Annotated in this window: 11 protein-coding genes (1 of these 11 cut by a window edge); 4 read left to right on the top strand and 7 right to left on the bottom strand. The window is 29.4% G+C overall.

Annotation, left to right across the window (positions count from 1 at the left end):
• The 6 genes from AB0T67_RS01835 to AB0T67_RS01810 all read right to left on the bottom strand — a co-directional run.
• Window positions 1-1992: the 5' portion of a GTP-binding protein gene (locus AB0T67_RS01835; protein WP_369218900.1), read on the bottom strand. Its footprint begins 6 nt before the window's first position; the window shows 1992 of its 1998 coding nt (coding positions 1-1992); the start codon lies at window positions 1990-1992; its stop codon lies off the left edge, out of view.
• An 80-nt stretch (window positions 1993-2072) separates the two neighbouring features.
• A complete protein-coding gene (locus AB0T67_RS01830; RefSeq protein ID WP_369218899.1) occupies window positions 2073-2639 on the bottom strand; it encodes a tetratricopeptide repeat protein in 567 nt (188 codons plus the stop codon).
• A gap of 74 nt (window positions 2640-2713) precedes the next feature.
• The gene (gene prfH, locus AB0T67_RS01825; protein ID WP_369218898.1) at window positions 2714-3406 is read right to left on the bottom strand and encodes a peptide chain release factor H; all 693 of its coding nucleotides are present in this window, start codon (window positions 3404-3406) and stop codon (window positions 2714-2716) included.
• A gap of 1 nt (window position 3407) precedes the next feature.
• A complete protein-coding gene (locus AB0T67_RS01820) occupies window positions 3408-4799 on the bottom strand; it encodes an RtcB family protein (RefSeq protein WP_369218897.1) in 1392 nt (463 codons plus the stop codon).
• 747 nt (window positions 4800-5546) lie between these two features.
• Complete coding sequence (locus tag AB0T67_RS01815; RefSeq protein ID WP_271232059.1) at window positions 5547-5843, bottom strand: hypothetical protein; 297 nt, start codon at window positions 5841-5843, stop codon at window positions 5547-5549.
• Window positions 5844-6023: 180 nt separating this feature from the next.
• A complete protein-coding gene (locus AB0T67_RS01810; protein WP_369218896.1) occupies window positions 6024-7430 on the bottom strand; it encodes an RtcB family protein in 1407 nt (468 codons plus the stop codon).
• A gap of 137 nt (window positions 7431-7567) precedes the next feature.
• Here AB0T67_RS01810 and AB0T67_RS01805 point away from each other — a divergent pair, with 137 nt between their 5' ends.
• On the top strand, window positions 7568-8575 hold the full coding sequence (locus tag AB0T67_RS01805) for a helix-turn-helix transcriptional regulator (RefSeq protein WP_369218895.1): 1008 nt from the start codon (window positions 7568-7570) through the stop codon (window positions 8573-8575).
• 114 nt (window positions 8576-8689) lie between these two features.
• Window positions 8690-11671, top strand: coding sequence for a DEAD/DEAH box helicase (locus AB0T67_RS01800; RefSeq protein ID WP_369218894.1), 2982 nt, complete (start codon window positions 8690-8692; stop codon window positions 11669-11671).
• Window positions 11672-12119: 448 nt separating this feature from the next.
• Here AB0T67_RS01800 and rocD read toward each other — a convergent pair whose 3' ends face one another.
• Window positions 12120-13397, bottom strand: a complete 1278-nt coding sequence (gene rocD, locus AB0T67_RS01795) for an ornithine--oxo-acid transaminase (protein ID WP_369218893.1) — start codon at window positions 13395-13397, stop codon at window positions 12120-12122.
• A gap of 337 nt (window positions 13398-13734) precedes the next feature.
• Between rocD and AB0T67_RS01790 the strand changes: the two genes are divergently transcribed.
• Together AB0T67_RS01790 and rlmD are read left to right on the top strand one after the other, a co-directional pair.
• Window positions 13735-14895 carry a mechanosensitive ion channel gene (locus AB0T67_RS01790; protein ID WP_369218892.1) on the top strand — a complete coding sequence of 387 codons (1161 nt, stop codon included), beginning with the start codon at window positions 13735-13737 and terminating at the stop codon, window positions 14893-14895.
• A 231-nt stretch (window positions 14896-15126) separates the two neighbouring features.
• The gene (gene rlmD / locus AB0T67_RS01785; RefSeq protein ID WP_369218891.1) at window positions 15127-16578 is read left to right on the top strand and encodes a 23S rRNA (uracil(1939)-C(5))-methyltransferase RlmD; all 1452 of its coding nucleotides are present in this window, start codon (window positions 15127-15129) and stop codon (window positions 16576-16578) included.
• The last annotated feature ends 2 nt before the right edge of the window (window positions 16579-16580 follow it).

Here is a 16580-nt window from a genome sequence, read left to right as displayed (position 1 = left end):
CACTCGTTCATCAGCTTTATAAGCACCACGCCTGTGTAAAATCCATTGTGCTTCATCCAATGGATTTACACCTTTGTAATCCCTAGATACACCTTCATTTTTTGGACAAACATCATAACCGTAAAACTGCAAACGCAAACGTAATTTCCCGCTAGATATCGTATTTAACTTGATACTAAAATCCAAGGAAGTAGCTACAGGAATTTTTCCTTTGAGACTAAAAACATCACCTGTAAATTTTGGCGTATCAAAAGTAGCTCTTCTAGTACTTAATTCAGATGCTACTTTTCCTAATAGCGGTTCATTCGCTTTTATTTCAAAACTTAAAATTGGCTCTAGTAAATGTGTACCTCCTTTTTTTAAACCTTGCATAATTCCCATAGGAGTTGCTAAATTAAAATCACCCGGGCGAGAATGGATATTATGATCCTCACCTTTTATTAAAGTTATTTTCACATCAGTAACCTCCCACCCTAAAATTCCTTGTGCCAATGCTTTTGGAATGGTACGTTCTATTTCATTTTGATACTTAATATGTACATCGTTTTGAGAAACTATAGAACTATAATTAATCCCCGAATTTAACGGAGCAGGTTCAATTAAAAAAGTCATAATTGCCCAACAAGGTTTTGGCATCCAATAACGAATATACCCTTCAGCCTTTTTACTAATCGTTTCTTTATAGACTACCTGTGGCTCGGTAAAAGTTGCAACAATATCAAAACGTTCTTTTAAAACATGAGATAATATTTCAATTTGCATTTGTCCCATTAATAATAACTGTAATTCTTTTTCAGCACGAAACCATTTAAAATTCAAAGAAGGGTCTTCTCTATCTAATTGTTCTAAGGCTTTTGCTAAGTCATTATAATCCGCATTATTTTCAGGGATAACCTCGACAGTAAGTACAGGAATATGTAATTGAGGAAGTATAGGAATTCCATCAGGACTTCCTAAAACATCGCCTGCTTTTGTTCCTAAAACACCTGTAATAACGCCAATATCACCAGCAGATAAGATAATATTATCAACATACTTTGTTTCTGATAATTGCTTAGTCTGATTTATTTTAGTTTCTAATTGCTGTGTATGATTATATACCGTAATTTTAGATGATAATTCTCCTGAAAACACTTTTACATGTGCCATCATACCAAAAACTTTATGATGTTCTAATTTAAAAACATATGCCGAAAGGTCTTTTGTTTTATTTATTTTAGAAGTAGGGCAAAAAGCAATAAGTCCATCTAATAATTCTGTAACACCAATATTATTTTTTGCAATTCCTGTATAAATAGGCGTAATTTTAGTATCAATAGTTAATTTGCGGATACTTTTCAAATACCTTTCATCAGTAATAACTTCTGAATTCAAAAAGGATTCTAACAACTCCTCTTCAAAATCTAATAAATGTTCTATTGTTTTCTCTCTAACCTCATCAATTTCAGAATCTGGTTCATTAATAGGATTAAAAACAGATACAATATTAGCATTCGGAAGACCATCATTTTCAGAAGCATATAAAACTACAGGTTTCGCTTTTAAATCGGTTTCCAACTGTTTGATTACCGATTCTGTATCAGCTCCTTGTCTATCTATTTTATTGATAAAAATAAAAGTTGGTATTTGTAGTTCTTTTAATGAATCCCAAATATTCAATGTATGAGCTTGCACACCTTCTACAGCTGAAACAACTAATATAACAGCATCAACCACACATAAAGCACGTTCTACTTCACTTGAAAAATCAACGTGCCCTGGTGTATCTATTAAATTTATTTTGGTGTTTTTCCAATCAAACGACGTTGCTGCTGCTTTTATAGAAATACCACGTTCTTTTTCAATATCTAAGCTATCAGTACTTGTTGAACCTTTATCTACACTTCCAAGAGTTCTAATTGCTCCTGAATTATATAAAAAATGTTCTGTTAAGGTTGTTTTACCTGCATCCACATGCGCCAAAACTCCAATATTTATAGTTGGTTTATTCATTAAATTTGATGTAATTTTTAAAACGCACTCAAAAAAGCACTTATTATTTTAGTTTCATAATACTTAAAACTATTTTTTAATTATTCCGATTGTGCTTCATTTTTATCTTCTATAATTTTCTCTGTTATTTTTGATGTTTCTTTTTTAACAGATTTTATTTTCTTTTTTTTAGGCATCTTATCTTTAATACGTTTTTTTTGTTCGGTAATTATTTCCATAAAAGCTGTATTAAAAGTATGCTCTTTAGCTTCTTTGATAAAGTACAATGCCTTTTTATACTTTTTTAATTTTTCATACAATACTGATTTTTTGCTATATAAAACCGCCTTATCAGCACCTTTTACAGTTAACGCAAAATCTATAAAATCTTCAGCTTCTTTCATATCTTCATTCCATAATAAAGCATTTATAAAATGCTCATAGACTTCAAAAGCATTTATTTTAATCGCTAATACTTGTTTAAAATATAAAATACCTTCTGTATAATCATATAATTTTTCACTATATACACGTCCCATTAACGTTAATGCCATTGTGTTTTCAGCATCATAAGACAAGGCATAATTTAAAGCCACTACGGTTTCTTCCGTATCGTAATGAAAAGAATCTAATGCTTTAAAAACGTAGTTATTTGGTACTGTTCCCATTTTATTTCTTATTTATGTTCATTCAAGTAAAAAATTCAATTGAAAAAATATCACTCAAACGAACACTTATTTAATTATTCTAATTGTTTTCGTAATTCAGTTTTTAATTGATTTCTTTTTGATTTAAAAGATGCTTCCTTTTTTTGATTTTTAAAATCAACGCCTGCAAAGATACGCACAGGATTCCCTCTTTCTAAATCTAAATGATTTTTCCATGCGATTTTTACAGCAGATTTTAATTCAATTGTGCTATGCTCTTTAATTTTCTCTTTTAATCGTTCAATTGCTATTTTTTTATTTTGATGTTGTGAACGACTATCCATCACCAAAACCTGAATACCACTTGGTATATGTTTTGCTCTTATAGCAGAACTTACTTTGTTTACGTGTTGTCCACCTGCACCTGAACTTCTAATTGCTTGAAATTTAATTTCAGTATCAATAATTTTTTTTTGCTGATACTTCTCTAATTCGTAACAACCAATAAACCAATTTTTACGTTTCTGAAATTTTCTAATTGTAGATGTTCCAACCCATTGAATAGTTCCTAACCAATCTTTTAAAAATACCGCAAGTTCTTTTCCTTTAATTTCGATACTTACTGATTGTACAGTACCATTTTCGATGCCATTTTCTTTATGAAGAATTTGATACGTACATTTAGTACGCATCAATTCTTTTAAAAACATTTTTAATACTTTTGCAACTACCCATGCACATTCAGCAGGACCTTTTGCAGCAGTAAATTGTATTATTTTTGTGTCCATATTATTTATCCATTCTTACAATTTTCGGTGTAAATGTTCCTAACACCTCAACTAATTCTTGTTGATTATTCATTACTTTTTCAATATTTTTGTACGCCATCGGTGCTTCATCAACTCCGCCACCAATAAGACTCACTCCATTATTTTTCAACTGTTGCTTCACCTCGCTTTTTGTAAATTTCTCTTTACACTTTCTACGAGAAAACAAACGCCCTGCACCATGAGAAGCAGAATTTAAACTTTCACTATTTCCTAAACCTCTAACGATATAACCTGGTGCAGTCATCGAACCAGGAATAATTCCTAATTGTCCTTTATTTGCAGGAGTAGCTCCTTTTCTATGCACAATTAATTCCTGTCCATTTATTTGTTCTTTCCATGCAAAATTATGATGATTTTCAATTGTAGCAATCGCCTTTACTCCTAACAACTTTGCGATACGTTTATGAATATTATCATGACACGCTTTCGCATAATCACCCGCTAAATTCATTGCCAACCAATACTCTTGCCCATCGTGTGTATTTAAATCTAACCAAGCTAAATGTTGCACATTTTTTGGTAATGGACATTGCTTTGTGGCTAAATATGTATAGTGTTTTGCGATATTTGCGCCTAAACCACGACTTCCACTATGCGTTAATAAACCAACATATTCGCCAAGCGGTAAACCGAACTCATTTTTTTCATCTGTAATTGTTACAATTCCAAATTCTACAAAATGATTTCCTCCTCCCGAAGTTCCTAATTGTTTGTATGCTTTATTTTTTAAGCGTTTTAAAAGCGGAATATCCTGAAATTCTGAACGTTCAAATATTTCGTGATCATGTTTTGTATTATGAGTTTCATACATTCCGAATTTTGTATGTTCAGATAATATATTTTCTAACTGATGTACTTTTCCTTTTAAGTACGAAGCCTTTACAGGATATACCGTTAAACACATTCTACAACCAATATCTACGCCAACGCCATACGGAATTACAGCATTTTCTGTAGCTAAAACTCCACCGATAGGCAAACCATAACCAGCATGTGCATCGGGCATTAAAGCACCTTGTACAGCTATTGGTAATTTTAAAGCATCATATAATTGATATTTTGCAAGCTCATCAATTTCATTTTCACCGTAAATAGAAAAAGGCGCTCGGGTATTTTTTAGTTGATGAAATTTTACATCAACAGGTTTTATTAATCCTTCTACCACTTTTCCCCAAATTGCATTTCCTTGAAATTTTTCAGGCGATAAAAGCACCTCCTTAGCTTCTTCTAAAATACGTTCTTTCTTTTCTTTTTTACGATATCTATTTATTTGACCTAATGCAATGTTGATACTATTATTCTTTGGAAAGCCTAATTTTATAAGGTCTTTTCCTTTTAACTTATTTCCCATTATTTAATTTTGAGATGTTTTTATTTAGAATTCAACTTTTGGTTGATTTCTTTAATAGTTTTCTATTTTTAATAGAAATATAAACTTCGAAAAATCTCTAGGAAATAAACTCCATAAAAAAAGTCCGAAATTTTTAAACTTCGGACTTTTCATATATATAATAGTATTTGCTATTTATAACAGTGAAGAAAGTCGCGAAGTAAACAAGAAAAAGAACCTAGTTCTCTTTGTATGTTTTTATTTTTTGAATATTTAAACATTGTACTTCGTTTTTTTAATATTGAAACCTCTCGTTGGTAAATCATTAGTTAACGACTCCTAAAAGTTTTATTTTCAATATTTATTTTGTTGCATAATTGCGGTGCAAACTTATAATGATTTTTTGAACCAAACAAACAAAATGTAAAATTAACCACTTAGTAATCAGGTGTTTAATTAAAAAATAAGCATTAATTTCCCTCTCCACTTTTTGCAGATTATTTAATAGACTGATACCTTGTTATCTATGTTTTTACTAGACTATTTTAAAAGAAGAAATTCAGGATAAAATTTTCCATAAAAAAAGCGTCCAAAAAATTAATTTTGGACGCTTTTACTATTATTTAAAAGTTTATATACCTAAAATCAACTTAAAAAGTCGCAGTTTAGCGCCCGATTTATGTGATTTGAATAAGTTCATAGGTTTAATTTTTATTTTTTATTTATAAAATATAAAAGAGCATTTTACTGCCCTGTTTTTTTAATGTTTTATGACATTGTTAGTATTGCTACTACTTTTCCATATACATTTTTAGTCCATCCATTTATTCCTCCACGATTATTCCCTATTTGTAAACCTCTTTTATCATTTTTACCTTTTACAAGATGTGTAAAGCAGTTTCCACGAACTTTACAATAAACAATATCTCCAACTTCGCAGGCTTCCCAATTGATGGGTTGCAATTTTACGGGTTGTTTCGATTTTAATAGCGGTAACATAGAATTACCAGGTTCTTTTGAAATAATGGTTTCACCAGCGTTTAATTTCTGAATTTTCCAATTCATATTTTTATATTTTATAAATTATGTAACTCAAAATTGAATTACATATCTCATAATATAAAAAGAACCTTTTTTTATAATGAACTACTGCAAAGATGCGATAATTAACCTATTACCTCCAAATTTAATTTTTAAGCGTTAAAAAAAATTTAATAAATTACCTGCCTCTGTACGGGATATGATTTAGCGTCTTCTTTTTTTCCAAGGTGCATTTTTTTGCCAATTTCCCGCCATAATACAACCATACGGCAATACCTCATCAATTATTTCACCTAAACCAAACTCTTTCATTTGCTTACGTAGTGTTGTAGCGTTTTTATATGCTGATGGCAATTCTGTAATATCAATTTCATCAGAAAAAAAACGAACATCTAAACCTTTTGTTTCTTCATCAAAAATTTCTTGAACTGTACCTATTTTGCTTTTTTTATGTTCGGTTCTACTTACATTTCTTCCTGCTCCGTGTGGTGCAAATCCTAAATTATTTTCAGTTGTATTTCCTGATACAATTAAAACTGGCTCACTCATATTTAACGGAATTAAACGTGGTCCTGTAATATCGGGCATAAAAGAAGCATCTAACGGAGTTGCGCCTTTTGCATGATAAAATAAATCACCCTTTTTAAAAACAAAATTATGTTCGTTCCAAAACCTGTTTTCTTTTTTAATATTTAATTTTTCTAAGGTTGCATCATGCAATACTTCATGATTTAACTTAGTCCATTTTCTGATGATTTGCAATGCCTCCCAATAATCTTTGCCTTCTTTGGTATCAAAAGGAATCCACGCATTTTGTTTTAAAGTTTTTGGTGATATTTTTTTTCTGAATTTTTCAGCAACATGCATTCCATTACGATATAAATTAGCTCCAAAACCTCTACTTCCGTGATGCGTAACTAACATTGTATTTCCTGTTTTTTTCGATTTCCCGACAAACAAAAAATGATTTCCATCTCCTTGCGTTCCTAAATGACTTCGAGCAACTGAAATAGCTTTTTGAGTATTTAAAAATGAATTACCTTCAATCTCGGCTAATAAATCCATCGGAAAACGAAATTGAGAATCTCTATCTCTTCCTCCTGCTCCAAAATGAGTAATTGAATGTGCTGCGTCTAAAACATCCTTCGGATCTACCTTTCCAAAATCTGTAAGCATTACCGAACAACAAACATCTGCACTATGCATTCCTGGGTGAATTGCATTTTTAGCCACCGCAACACCACCTACAGGAATTGTTCCTGGTCCGCCAGTAGGACAAGCATCTGGCATAATAACAGCATTTACAATAGTAGGCGTTTTTACTAAGGCTTCCATAGTGCTGACTACTTTTGCTACGTTAATTTCTTCCAATTCGTTTTCTGCTTTTATATTTATTTTAACAGCAACAGGATTTTCTAATAATGGAATTGTTGGAGGTGCTTTAAACTGTTCTAAATAAGCTACTACTTCTTCTTCTGATAAATTATTAATATTGATATATTCCATAGCTTCAGGAAACCATTTCCCTGAACTAAAGCCCATTTCAATCAATTTTTTTCCTGTAATTTTCTCACTTGTTTTTTCTAGGGTATTTTTTATATTTTTTTCCATCAGTTTTATTTTTAGTGTTTCTTTTTTCGTGTAATTTTTTATAAATTATTTAACAACACTGCAAATATTCTACACAGGTACGCGTTCTTTTTGCGCAGTAAATATTATTTACTATTTTTAATAAAAAAAATTAAAAAATGGCTGTTAATAAAAATGCACTTATTCGCTATAAAACAATTGACCAATGTTTGCGAAACAATATGAAACGCTGGACACTTATCGATTTAATTACCGCTTGTTCCGATGCCTTATACGAATATGAAGATAAAGATGTATACGTAAGTAAACGAACTATTCAAGCAGATATTCAATTAATGCGAAGCGATAAATTAGGATACAATGCCCCTATTGAAGTATATGAACGTAAATATTATAGGTATGCAACTACCGATTATAGTATTAAAAATATTCCGATTACGAATACCGATGTAAAAATCATGAATGAAGCAATTCAAGTATTACGTCAATTTAAAGATTTTTCATTGTTTAAAGAAATGGACGGTGTTTTACAACGTTTGGAAGACTCTGTGTATGCTTCTCAAAAAACAAATAAAGCTATTATTCATTTAGAAAAAAATGAAAAATTAAAAGGATTAGAATATATTGACCCTATTTATAATGCCATTCAAAATAAAAAAGTATTACACATTACGTATAAATCATTTAAAGCTTTAACAGAAAGCAAAATGACTTTACATCCACAATTATTAAAAGAATATAATAATCGTTGGTTTGTTTTATCGCTTTATAAAACAAAAAATATAACCTTAGCTCTCGATAGAATTTTAAATATTACCATTGCAGAAAATGACAGCTATAAAGATTTAAAAATTAATGGCGATACCTATTACAAAGATGTAATTGGTGTAACGGTTTCAAATACCCGTGCACAACGTATTCAATTTTGGGTTGATGCTATAAATGCTCCCTATGTTATTACCAAACCTTTTCATAACAGCCAACGAATAATTAAATATACAGAAGATGGAGGCGTTATATTTAATATTTTAGTTCAAATAAATTATGAATTAGAGCGCTTAATTTTAGGCTTTGGTGATGCTATTGAAATTCAAAAGCCTAATTTTTTACGTAAACGAATGATTCATAAATTAAATAAAGCTGTTAATAATTATATTGAAAAATAAATACCTTTTTAATAAAAACACACTGTACATTACATTTTTTGATGATAAAAAATTAATGTAATTTCGTTGGCTATTTTATTACAATTTTTATAAACTACGTACTTCTTCACAAGCATGAACAACGAACAAAATTGGTTACAATATTACAAAAACAGTTTATCTGATAGCGAAAACTTAGCAATTGATATTGATAAAATCAAAAACTTATTTCAACAAGAAACAACTGATTTAAGTAATGCTATTATCAATTCAAAACAAGCCAATGAATTGTTGGATATTGAAGAACGTCGAATTAATCGAATAAAAGGTGTAAGTAAAAAAGACGACCCAAAATGGTATAAAGTAGAAGAAACAAAAATAGTTTTATCTCCTTTTCATTTAACATATCAAACCAATGATGATTTAAAACACAAACCACGAGATATTTATCCATTTTGGATAATTGCAATGGTTAATCGTTCGGGAGAATTAAAAGCACCTAAAGAATTATTCCCTTTAATTGTACGTAATTATTTAACACCAATTGCTGACATTAAAAATGATTTTATTTTTTCTGAAATTGATATCGTTTTAGATGCTAAAGATATGGAAGCACCTCAAACTTATTATGAAGATGAAACAGTATCTTGGGCTGAATATTGGGCATATATAAATGATGTATTTTCACAAATTACCACAAATAGTTTACAAAACTATCAAGTTGAAAAATATACGACACAATATCAATTGACTTATTTTGCTCTTAGTTCAAAAATTTCTACGGCAAAAAGCATTCTTTTTTTATATGAAAATTTACTAAAAGATACAGAAGAACTTCCTATTTTATCAAAAATAATAAATCCATTTATCAAGGATAAAAAAACACCTGTAACAGATGCTGATTTTTTAAATTACAATCAATTGCATTTGGGGCAAATGTCTAATAAATTTCCGTTATCTATAAGTCAACGCAAAACATTATTATCCTATTTAACTTCCGAAGAAAATGCCATTACTGCCGTAAATGGTCCTCCTGGAACAGGTAAAACAACACTTTTACAAAGTTTGGTCGCTACTGAATTTGTAAAATCGGCAATTGAAGGAAAAGATGCGCCCGTAATTTTGGCATGTTCTAACAATAATCAAGCGGTTACTAATATTATTGATAGTTTTATCAACTCTAAAAGTTCGTTAGAAGAATTATCTGCTCGTTGGATTCCAAATTTTAACGGATACGCAACTTATTTACCTTCAAATTCTAAAAATGAAAAATCTTTAAAAGATATTAATTTTTTAAAGGGAAATATGTTTGGTAATGAGGGAACTTTATGTGATTTAGAAAATGAAAAATACTTAAATGAAGCTGAATATTATTTTTTAACTAATTATTGTCATTATTTTAATGCCGAAACAAATTCATTAGAAGATGTTTGCGATTATCTACAAGACGAAATAATTACCATTGAAAATACTTTAATTGAAGGCACCAATTTTTCAAGCGATTATATTAATAGCATCAATTATATTAATAATATTCTTTTAAATAAAAATGATTATATAAAAAAAGATATTTTTAAAATAGCAAAATTAAAAGAATGGCGTACTATAATAACTCTTTTAAAATCTACGATAAATCAAAATGATTTTCATCAAAAAATAACTCAATATTTTAAAATTGATACTAATATTTCTGAAAATAATTCAGAAGTTATTTTTAAAATATCAGAAAAAAATATTGAAAATTATGATAACGCTATTTCGTTTATAAAAGAATGTATTGCTAATTTAAACATGGCTTTACAATCAAATTTGCAGTTAAAAAACTGGAAAACAGAAAATAAAATTAAAGGATTTCCATATATATCAGAAGCTCAAATGTGGAAAAATGAATATGAGAAAATAAATTCAAATAATCATACTCCACGATTTTTTTATGATGAAATAGATATGGAACTACGTCATAAATCTTTTTTATTCGCTGTTCATTATTGGGAAGCTCGTTGGTTAATTGCTACAAAATATGCGCTGAATAATGACACCGAAAAAGGTACTGGCGAAAATTCGATTAAAAATAAATGGAAACGTAGAGCAATGCTAACACCTTGTTTTGTAGCTACTTTTTATATGGCTCCTAGTCATTTTTTATACAGTCAATTTTTGGGTGAAAATGAAAATGGAAAACCTGATTTCGACTATTTACCTTTATACAGTTTTTTAGACCTTTTAATTGTTGATGAAGCTGGACAAGTAACTCCAGAAGTCAGTATTCCAATGTTTTCTTTAGCTAAAAAAGCCTTTGTCATTGGCGATTTAAAACAGATTGAGCCTATTTGGTCTATTCCTAATAAAATTGATATCGGAAATTTAACTACCCTTAATATGCTTCAAAATGAAGAAGATGAAGCATATTTAAAAAACATCGGATTTTTAGCTTCTAACGGAAGTATTATGAAAATGGCACAAAATGCTTGTGAATTTGAAACTCCTTTATCCGAAGAAAAAGTACAAGGATTAGTTTTATTAGAACACCGAAGATGTAATGATGAAATTATTAATTTCTGTAATGAATTAGCCTACAACGGTATTTTAAAACCAATGAAAGGAAAAGCTAAAGAAAATCAAATTTTCCCGTCAATGATGGCGTATCACGTGGCAGGAGTTAGCGAACGTAAATTTAACAGTCGCTGTAACATTAGCGAGGTAAAAGCAATTATTACTTGGTTACAACAAAATAAAGAAAAAATTCAAGAAGCTTATAATGTTGAAAACATTGAAAGTATTTTAGGAATTATTACGCCTTTCGCAAGTCAAAAAGGAGAATTATCACAAGCTTTAACCGAGGCAGGTTTTAAAGTTAATAATATTAAATTAGGTACAGTTCACGCTTTACAAGGTGCTGAGCGTAATATTATTTTATTCAGTTCGGTGTATTCTAACGAAGATGAAGGAACTTTATTTTTTGAAAAAGATAACAAACCTAACATTTTAAATGTAGCGGTTTCCAGAGCAAAAGACAGTTTTATTTTATTTGGTGATACTCGAATTTTTGATGAAACAAAAAACACACCATCTGGAATTTTAAAAAAGCATTTAAATATTTATGAAATGGAAAAGTAATATTTAAGAACCTGTTTAAATTTCATTTAAAAACGTTTTATAGCTAAAAAACCGAATCCGTCAAACTGAATTTATTTCAGTTTCGCATCCTGATTTACCTTAGTTTATCTTAGTTTATCTTAGTTATTAACTTTATGCGATGCTGAAATAAATTCAGCATGACGTTTGAATATTAAAAAAACACACTTTAATTAAAGTTTAAACAGGCTATAAAGCTGTTATATTTTTTTTGAAGCAATTTCCCGCTTTCCGCACTCGCTTTTTTTTGAAGAAAAATCAAAAAAAGAGCTCAAACAGATGCTTCAATCGGGGCTAGGCATTTTTACATTATTTTTTATTATTTCAATATTGAATAATTATTTCATCCGAAGAAAAAAACAAAAAAATTACGCACAAAAAAAGGAACGATTAAAAACCGTTCCTTTTATATATTAAAAATTTCAGAAGCTTATTTTTTAAACTCAGAAATAGTTTTCTTAATAATAGCGATACAATCCATTAATTGCTCTTCAGTCATCACTAAAGGTGGTGCAAAACGGATAATATTTCCATGTGTTGGTTTAGCTAATAATCCGTTATCACGTAAGCTCATACAAATATCCCAAGCAGTAGAACTATCTTCAGTATCGTTAATTAAAACAGCATTTAATAAACCTTTACCTCTTACAGATAAAACTAAATCAGTAGTTTTAGCAAACTCAGCTAATTCAGCTCTAAATATTTTACCTAAACGTTCAGCATTTTCAGCTAATTTTTCATCTTGTACAACTTCTAAAGCAGCCATTGCTACAGCTGCAGCTACAGGATTACCACCAAAAGTAGAACCATGATTTCCAGGCTTAATAACATTCATAATACTGTTATTAGCTAATACAGCAGAAACAGGATATGCTCCACCAGAAATAGCCTTACCTAAAATTAAAATATCAGGTTTAGTTTCAGGAGAACCTGAACAATTTTTATCAGCACAAGAACAGTTACCACAAGTAGCTAATAAACGACCTGTACGAGCAATACCTGTTTGAACCTCATCAGCAATAAATAATACATTATGTTTAGCACATAATGCTTTTGCTGCTGCTAAATATCCTTCAGTTGGCACGTAAACACCTGCTTCACCTTGAATTGGCTCTACTAAGAAACCTGCAATATTACTATCACTTTCTAAAACTTCTTCTAAAGCTTTTAAGTTGTTGTATTCTATTTTAATAAATCCGTTTGTAAATGGACCAAAGTTATCACGAGCTACAGCATCATTAGAAAAAGAAATAATAGTTGTAGTACGTCCGTGGAAATTATTTTCACAAACAACAATTTTTGCTTGATTTTCACTAAGTCCTTTTACTTCGTATGCCCATTTTCTACATAATTTTAAAGCAGTTTCTACCGCTTCAGCACCTGTATTCATTGGTAATATTTTATCGAAACCAAAAAGTTCAGTAGCAAATTTCTCATATTTACCTAACATATCGTTATGAAAAGCACGAGAAGTTAAAGTTAATGTTTTTGCTTGGTTTACCATTGCATCAACAATTTTCGGATGACAATGTCCTTGGTTTACTGCCGAATAAGCAGATAAAAAGTCATAATACTTTTTTCCTTCAACATCCCATACATGTACACCTTCACCTTTACTTAATACCACTGGTAACGGGTGATAATTGTGTGCTCCGTGTTTGTCTTCTAATTCAATCGCTTGTTGCGAAGTTAATTGGTCTAAAGCCATTTCAAAATAATTTTTAATTAATAAAAAACTATTCCTGTTCACCTTTATCCTTTCGAAAAAAATCGAAAATTCAGCGTGGGAAAGAAATCATCCCTAAAAAGTGTTGCAATTTACTAAATATTAAGGTTCTTTTTAAAGCTGACTCTTAATTCTTATAAAGAATTAATAAACTTAACAAGTTTTAAATTGTTAAGTTTTTCATCAAGAATAATTAATTTAATTTTATTAATTACCTATATAAGAAACATATAAATATTATTATTTTTTTTATATAATTAATGAGTGACTAAACAATTAAATAAGTGTCTTAATTATATAACTAAAAAAACAAATAAACATGAATGAGATTTTAAATACATACAACCAACTTACTGGCAGCTTTGGCAAACCTATTAGTGCATTATTAATTATCATACTAGGATGGTTAGTTGCTAAATTAATCAGAACACTTATCAATAAAATAAGTGACAACAGTGGATTAAACAGTAAATTAAGTAATAGTAAAATTAGTTTTGGTGATTTAATATCAAAATTAGTTTATTATTTAATAATGATTTTTGTTTTTATGCTAGCACTAGATAAATTAGGAATGACAAGCGTTTTAGAGCCTATTAAAGGTTTATTAAATGGTTTTACTAAATTTATTCCAAATATTGTAGGTGCAGGTCTTGTTGCTTACATCGGTTATATGTTAGCGACTATCGTTTCAGAATTAATTGGTTTATCTGGAGGAACTATTCAAAAGTTTACACCAAAATTAAACCTTCCTGAAAACATTAATTTAGTTACTATTCTTAAAAAAGTAGTTTTTATCTTTATTTTTATCCCTCTTTTAATAGCTGCCCTAAACATCTTAAATATTAGTTCAATTTCTGAACCTGCAACTAGTATGTTAGAAAGTTTTTTCGCTGCTATTCCTAAAATATTAGTTGCTACTTTAATATTAATTATTTTTGTTGTTGGTGGTAGATTTTTAAGTAACTTAATAAACGATTTATTAGATAGTTTAAACCTTAACGAAATTTTAAAGAGTGCTAATTTAGATTCTTTTACAGGTAAAACAAATGTTGAAAAATTAATTGCAAATATTGTTTATGCTTTTATTGTATTATTCGGTTTAATGACTGCTATTGATAAATTAGAATTCACAAAACTTTCTGAAATAATGAATACAGTTGTTAACCTTGCTGGAAACATCTTATTCGGACTTGTTATTTTAGCTATTGGAAATTGGATTGCTTCTATTGCATCTAAAAACTTTATGAAAAGTGATGACAATAAATTTGTTGGAGGAATTATAAAAGTAGCTATATTAACTGTATTTTTAGCAATAGGTTTACGTAGAATGGGTATTGCTGATGATATTATCAACTTAGCTTTTGGTATCACTTTAGGTGCTGTTGCATTAACAGTTGTACTTTCGTTTGGTTTAGGTGGTCGTGAAGCGGCAGGTAAACAAATGGATAAAATATTAAACAAATTCAATAAAAAGGAATAATTTTTATAAAGAAAATATAAAAAACACCTCTTTTTAGGGGTGTTTTTTTATTTAAAAAACACCCCTAAAATATTTTTCATTTTTAGGTAGAACATAAAAGCATACAATGAAGAAATGATTCAAGAAGCTAATCAATAAACAAGATAATAAAGTTACTCCAAAATGAGTAGTCTTTTTTGTATTATCAAACCATAACTTTTCATAATTTTGCAAACCTATAAATAACAGAAAATGCCACGTAGAGAACGAAATAAATTTGTACACAAAAATCAAGTTTTAGAATTAAGAATTGAAGATTACGCTTTTGGAGGAAAAGGAATCGCTAGAATAAAATCCGAAGAAGGTAGTTTTGTAGTTTTTATTCCTAATACATTGCCTGGTCAGTTAGTAAAAGCTCAAATTAGTAAATCGAGTAAAAAATATGCCGAAGCAAAATTAATTGATGTTTTAGAACCTTCTGAAAATGAAGTTGAAGTTCCTTTTCAAGATATTCCTGGAGCTCCTTATATTCAATTACCTATTGAATTACAACATCAATATAAAAAAGAAAGTACCTTGTCTTTATTTCAAAGAATTGGGAAAGTAGAAAATATTGATGATTTATTTGATGAATTTATCACTTCTCCTAATGTATTTCATTACAGAAATAAAATGGAATATGGTTTTTCTGCTATTGGTTACGACAGAGTAAATAAAACAGATGCCGATTTTTTCACCTTAGGATTTAAACGCCGTGGAACTTGGTGGATGGGTGATAACCTAGATAAAGATTCTGGTTTATTTGATGCTCAAGTTGAAGATAATTTAAAAGTAATTCGTGAATATTGCGAAAAAACAGGATTAGCTCCTTGGCATGGACCTAGAAGAGAAGGTTTTTTCAGATATTTTGTTGTTCGTAAATCGTACAAAACAAATGAATTATTATTCAATTTAGTTACAACTTCACCTGATTTACCAAATTTTGATATGCAAGCTTTTGCTAGTTTATTAAAAGATATTTTTGGTGATCGTTTAGCTGGTTTATTACATACTATAAATGATGAAGTTGGTGATAGAACTATCGCTACATCTGGAAGTATAAAACTTGTTACAGGGAAAGATAAAATTGTAGAAGAGTTATTAGGTTTAAACTTTGAAATAAGTATGAAAAGCTTTTTTCAAACAAATCCTAAATCCGCAGAAAAATTATATACAAAAGTTGTTGATTACGCTTTAGAAAATAAAGAAGCTGTTGACAATACTGTGGTTATGGATTTATTCTGTGGAACAGGAACTATCGGACAAATTTTAGCTTCAAGAAGTGAAAATGCAAAAATAGTTGGTGTAGATATCGTAGCTTCTGCAATTGAAGATGCAAAAGAAAATGCAAAACGAAATAACATTGAAGGCTTACAATTTTATGCTGCTGATGTAGGTAAGTTCTTATTAGAGCATCCTCAATATCAAAATAAAATAAAAACAATTATTTTAGATCCTGCTCGTGCTGGAATTGCACCTAAAACATTACGTAAAATCATCAGATTAAACGCTGATAGAATGGTATATGTTTCATGTAATCCTGCTACTCAAGCTCGTGATACCGAAGAATTAATTAATGCTGGTTATAAACTAAAAAAGATTAGTTTAGTTGATCAATTTCCACATACAGCACATATCGAAACTGTTGTTTTATTCGAAAAATAAAT

Source organism: Tenacibaculum salmonis (assembly GCF_041053065.1).
Lineage (GTDB): Bacteria > Bacteroidota > Bacteroidia > Flavobacteriales > Flavobacteriaceae > Polaribacter > Polaribacter pacificus_A.
This window is presented reverse-complemented; position numbering and strand designations above follow the sequence as displayed.

Bases quoted from the DNA above. Each gene is read 5' to 3' on its own strand.
- AB0T67_RS01830 (WP_369218899.1), bottom strand. From the start codon at position 2,639: ATGGGAACAGTACCAAATAACTACGTTTTTAAAGCATTAGATTCTTTT.
- AB0T67_RS01790 (WP_369218892.1), top strand. From the start codon at position 13,735: ATGAATGAGATTTTAAATACATACAACCAACTTACTGGCAGCTTTGGC.
- AB0T67_RS01810 (WP_369218896.1), bottom strand. From the start codon at position 7,430: ATGGAAAAAAATATAAAAAATACCCTAGAAAAAACAAGTGAGAAAATT.
- AB0T67_RS01805 (WP_369218895.1), top strand. From the start codon at position 7,568: ATGGCTGTTAATAAAAATGCACTTATTCGCTATAAAACAATTGACCAA.
- rlmD (WP_369218891.1), top strand. From the start codon at position 15,127: ATGCCACGTAGAGAACGAAATAAATTTGTACACAAAAATCAAGTTTTA.
- AB0T67_RS01820 (WP_369218897.1), bottom strand. From the start codon at position 4,799: ATGGGAAATAAGTTAAAAGGAAAAGACCTTATAAAATTAGGCTTTCCA.
- prfH (WP_369218898.1), bottom strand. From the start codon at position 3,406: ATGGACACAAAAATAATACAATTTACTGCTGCAAAAGGTCCTGCTGAA.
- rocD (WP_369218893.1), bottom strand. From the start codon at position 13,397: ATGGCTTTAGACCAATTAACTTCGCAACAAGCGATTGAATTAGAAGAC.
- AB0T67_RS01815 (WP_271232059.1), bottom strand. From the start codon at position 5,843: ATGAATTGGAAAATTCAGAAATTAAACGCTGGTGAAACCATTATTTCA.
- AB0T67_RS01800 (WP_369218894.1), top strand. From the start codon at position 8,690: ATGAACAACGAACAAAATTGGTTACAATATTACAAAAACAGTTTATCT.